Raw genomic sequence first — 4,329 nt, forward strand, 5'->3', positions numbered from 1 at the left:
CACCGACCGGCACACCGGGGGCCTCGGTGCGGGCCCGGTCCTCGTTCACGGCCGTCGACCCGGGGTCACGGCGCCAGCACGGGGGACGTGGCGGTGCGGGACGTGGCAGTGCGGGACTCGGCGGTGCGGGACGTGGCGGTGCGGGACGTGGCGGTGCGGGACTCCGTGGTGCGGGGCACCGTGGTGAGGGCGGCGCGGGTGAGCCGGCGCAGTGTCGGTTCCAGGACGTGGGGGTCCAGGTCGTCGCCGCGCACCACGGGGTCCAGGGCCACGGCGGTGACCTGACCGAACAGGGCCCGTGCCAGGACGGTCGTCCCCGGTCCCGGTTCGGCGCCGGTCGCCTGGCAGATCCAGTGGGCGAGGGGGCCGATGACGTCGGCGTCGACGTGCTCGGCGGCGGTGGCCGCGGCCCCGGGGCCGGCGAGCAGACCCCACATCTCGGTCACGAGCAACCGGCACAGTGTCTGGTTCTCGCTCATCGCCTGGAGCATCACCGCCGGCAGGTCCTCGACGGGGCGTCCGGCGTCGACCCCGGCCCGCAACCGGTCGCCCAGGGCGCGCAGGGCCCGTGCGTGCAGCTCGCCGAGGAGCTGCTCACGGGACCGGAAGTGGTAGTAGACGAGCTGTCGGGTGACCCCGGCGGCGGTCGCCACGTCCTCCATGCGGGTCGCGTCCAGCCCGTGCTCGGCCGCCACGGCCAGGGCCGCGTCGAGGATCGCGTCGCGGGTCCGGGACATGCGACCTAGTTTGTACACGGTGACAAAAGCGGTGCCACCGGGAGAGAGGACACCCATCGCGTGCAGCGCCTGATCGACGCGGCGGGCCGCGGGGTGGAGCGGCGGCCGGGCTGGGTGCTGGTCGTGCTGCTGGCGGTGACCATCGCCCTGGGGGCGGTGTCGACCCAGGTCGAGATGGAGACCGACATCGCCGAGTTCGGTGGTGACACGGGCCTGGCGGCGGTGTCCCAGGAGGTCCAGGACCGGTTCGGTGCCGGGTCCGGTGCGCTGCAGGTGATCGTCGACGGCGGGCTGGGTGGGGACGTGCTGTCCCCGGAGGGCCTGACCGCCGCGCAGCAGGTCACCGACGTGGTGGAGGCCGAGCTGGAGCCGTGGCTCGCGGCCGACGACGCCGCCGCGCCCGCGGTCGTCTCATTCGCGGACGTCCTGCTGGAGCAGGTCGAGGGCCTGGACCTGGCGCCCGGGGACCTGACCGAGCCGTTCGTCACCGCCCTGGTGCAGGCCACCATGGACCAGGCAGGTGAGCAGGTCCAGGCGCTGCTCTCGGCCGACCTCGACGTGGACCGCGGTCAGGCGCGCGCCGGTCTGGTGAACGTCCAGCTGGACCCCGGCCTGGACCCCGGCGAACGGACCGAGGCCGGCACCACGTTGCGGGACGCGCTCGATGCCGAGGACCTCGGGTGGTTCACGGCGGACCCGTTCAGCATGGAGCTCCTGGACCAGGAGCTCGAGGACCAGATGACCGACGAGCTGCCCATCCTGCTGGCGGTGTCCACCCTGCTGATCGTGGGGGTGCTGGTCGCACTGTTCCGCCGGTTCGCCGACGTGGCCCTGACCCTGGTGGGCCTGGCGGTCGTCCTGGTGTGGTTCACGGGCCTGTCGGTGCTGCTGGGCCCGGGGTTCCTGGGGTGGACGGGGCCGTTCAGCCAGATCGCGATCGCCGTGCCCGTCATGCTCGTGGGCCTGGCGGTGGACTACTCGGTGCACCTGGTCTCCCGGTACCGGGAGGAACGCGCCGGCGGGCAGGCACCGGCCCCGGCGTCGGGGCGGGCGATCCGGACCGTGGGTGTGGCGCTGCTGCTGGTCACGATCACCACGATGGTCGGGTTCCTGTCGAACGTGCAGAGCCCCCTGCCGCCGATCGCGGACTTCGGGGTCTTCACCGCGGCCGGCATGTTCGCGGCGTTCGTCGTCATGGGGCTGCTGATCCCCGCGGCGCGCCAGCTCCTGGACCGGCGCGGTGACCGTGACCCCGACCCGGTCCCGGGGGGCGGGGGCGACAGCCGCCTGGGACGGGCCGTGGGACGGGTCGCCGACGTCGCGATCCGCTTCCCGTGGACGGTCATCGGGACCGCGACGGCCGTGGCGGTGGTGGGCACCCTCGCCGCCACGGACGTGGACACCGAGTTCAGCCAGGAGGACTTCGTCCCCGAGGACACCCGCGCCGCGGACATCCTGGACCGCATGGAGGACGTGTTCGGCGGCAACGTCGCCGAGCAGACGTTCGTCCTGGTCGAGGGTGACATGACCGACGTCACCCTGGGTCAGGCCCTCGCGGACCTCCGCACCGACCTGGCCGACGTGCAGGACGTGCGCACCGCCGACGGCACCGCCGACGCGACGTCCCCCGTCTCCCTGGTCGCCGAGATCGTCGACTCGGCGGACCTGCTGCGCACCCAGCTGGTGGAGCAGGCCCGGGTCGCGGTCGGCCAGACGCCCCCCGACCAGGCCCTGCCCCTGCCGGAGGAGCTGGAGGCCGAGGACCTGCCCGACGTCGACGCCGGCCTGGGCACCGACCCGGGGGCCCCCGACGGCCCGGTGGGGCAGATCGACGAGGACGAGCTGCGTGACCGTCTGCCCCCCGGCACCGAGCTGCAGGACGCCCTGCTGCAGCTCCTGGGGCCTGAGGAGCTGGCCGACCTGGTGGCCGAGCAGGCCGCCGAGCAGGCCCGCGCCGAGCAGCTCGACGCGATCGGCACGGACACCGCCGAGGCTCTCGCCGCCCTGGACCCCCGGGACGTGGACCTGCAGACCCTGGAGGACATCGGGTACCCCCTGGACGACCTGCCCGCGGACACCCGGGACCTGCTGGCCGCCACCGACGACGTGCAGGCCCTGGGCTGGGTGGACGGCGACCTCGCCGACGACGCCGACCTGGACGCCCTCTACGACGCGATCGCGACCGTCGCCGGCGACGAGCTGGGCACCGTCCTGGCCGAGGACCGCACCAGCGGCCTGGTGCTGATCTCCACCGAGGCCGGCGAGGAGGGCGCCCAGCCGTTGCGGGAGGAGCTGCTGCAGGCCCTGGGGCCCGTCCAGGAGGTCGCCGAGGACGTGGTGGTCGTCAGCGAGCAGCTCGTCATCCAGGAGACGTTGGACCTGCTGGTCGACGCCCAGGTGGAGAAGATCCTGTTCAGCCTCGGCGCCGCGCTCGCCCTGCTGGTCCTGTTCTACCTGGTCACCCAACGACGCCCGCTGCTGGGTGTCATCACCATGGTGCCGACCCTGTTCGCCGTCCCCCTGGTCCTGGGCTTCATGTGGGTGATGGGCCTGCCGTTCAACGCGTTGACCGCCACGGTCGCGTCGATCGCCGTCGGGTTCGGGGTCGACTACGGCATCCACCTGTCCAACCGGTTCCGTGAGGAGCGCGAACGCACCGAGGACGCCGAGACGGCCGCCAGGGAGACCGTGGTGCACACCGGGGCCGCGCTCGCCGGCTCGGCGGTGACGACGGCGCTGGCGTTCGGGGTGCTGGTGTTCTCGGGGCTGCTGCCGTTGCGGCAGTTCGGGGTGATCACCGCGGTGACGATGGTCACCGCCCTGGTCGCCACGCTCCTGGTGCAGACGAGCTGCCTGGTGGTGTGGGAGAGGCACCACCGCCGCCGGCAGGCAGGTCGTTGACCGGGTGACGACCACGGTCGTGGCACCTGTCGGTCAGGTCGACGTCGGGCCCTGAGCCGCAGGTCCCGGGCCGAGCCGGTCGAGCGCGGCCGCGAGCGCCCGGTGGGCGTCGTCGTCGGCCAGACCGAGCTGGCGGGCGGCCAGGGCCAGGGCGTCGGCGACCCCGTCGAGGGCCCCCGGTGAGGGTGTGACGGGGGCCCTGGAACCCAGGACGACGGTGCCGCGCCTGCCTGCGGTGCGCACCAGGCCGTCGCGGGCCAGCGCGTCGTAGACCTTGTTGACCGTGCCCCGGGCCAGGCCGAGGTCGGTGGCCAGGTGTCGGATGGGCGGCAGGGTGGTGCCGGGGGGCAGGGCACCGGAGGTGATGAGCCGGGTGATCTGGGTGCGGAGCTGTTCGAACACCGGCACCGGGGAGTCAGGTTCGACGTGGACGATCATGCCGGGGTGGCCTCCGGTGACCAGCGGCGCGGTGGGCGCGGCGCGGCGCGGCGCAGGAGCACGACGGTCAGGACGAGCCCACCGACGACGACCACGACCTGCAGGACCTGGGGGACGGTGCCCACCCAGGGGGTGGCGGACACCGTCCACCCCGCCCCGAGGACGGCGGCCGCGAGCTCCAGGTACGCGACGGACGTGCCGGCGAAGGCCCGGATGCGGGCGTCGACCAGCTGGGCGCGGTCGCTGAGCGCCG

The 4,329-nt window shown here is 73.9% G+C and carries 4 protein-coding genes; 1 reads left to right on the plus strand and 3 read right to left on the minus strand.

From position 1 onward, the window contains the following. Positions 1–65 precede the first annotated feature (65 nt). A complete protein-coding gene (locus N869_RS13195) occupies positions 66–737 on the minus strand; it encodes a TetR/AcrR family transcriptional regulator (RefSeq protein WP_035062357.1) in 672 nt (223 codons plus the stop codon). A gap of 60 nt (positions 738–797) precedes the next feature. Between N869_RS13195 and N869_RS13200 the strand changes: the two genes are divergently transcribed. Next, entirely contained in the window at positions 798–3,638 is a 2,841-nt protein-coding gene (locus N869_RS13200; protein ID WP_035062359.1) for an efflux RND transporter permease subunit, read from the plus strand. Between the two features lie 33 nt (positions 3,639–3,671). Here N869_RS13200 and N869_RS13205 read toward each other — a convergent pair whose 3' ends face one another. Next, positions 3,672–4,076, minus strand: coding sequence for a GntR family transcriptional regulator (locus N869_RS13205; protein WP_035062361.1), 405 nt, complete (start codon positions 4,074–4,076; stop codon positions 3,672–3,674). Next, positions 4,073–4,329: hypothetical protein (locus N869_RS17920; protein WP_035062363.1), on the minus strand; the 257-nt coding region annotated here is incomplete at its 5' end. The genes N869_RS17920 and N869_RS13205, both read right to left, overlap by 4 nt.

Source organism: Cellulomonas bogoriensis 69B4 = DSM 16987 (genome assembly GCF_000767165.1).
In the GTDB taxonomy this organism is placed as follows: domain Bacteria; phylum Actinomycetota; class Actinomycetes; order Actinomycetales; family Cellulomonadaceae; genus Actinotalea; species Actinotalea bogoriensis.

Coding starts and splice junctions, on each gene's coding strand:
- N869_RS13195 (WP_035062357.1), bottom strand. CDS start 737: ATGTCCCGGACCCGCGACGCGATCCTCGACGCGGCCCTGGCCGTGGCG.
- N869_RS13205 (WP_035062361.1), bottom strand. CDS start 4,076: ATGATCGTCCACGTCGAACCTGACTCCCCGGTGCCGGTGTTCGAACAG.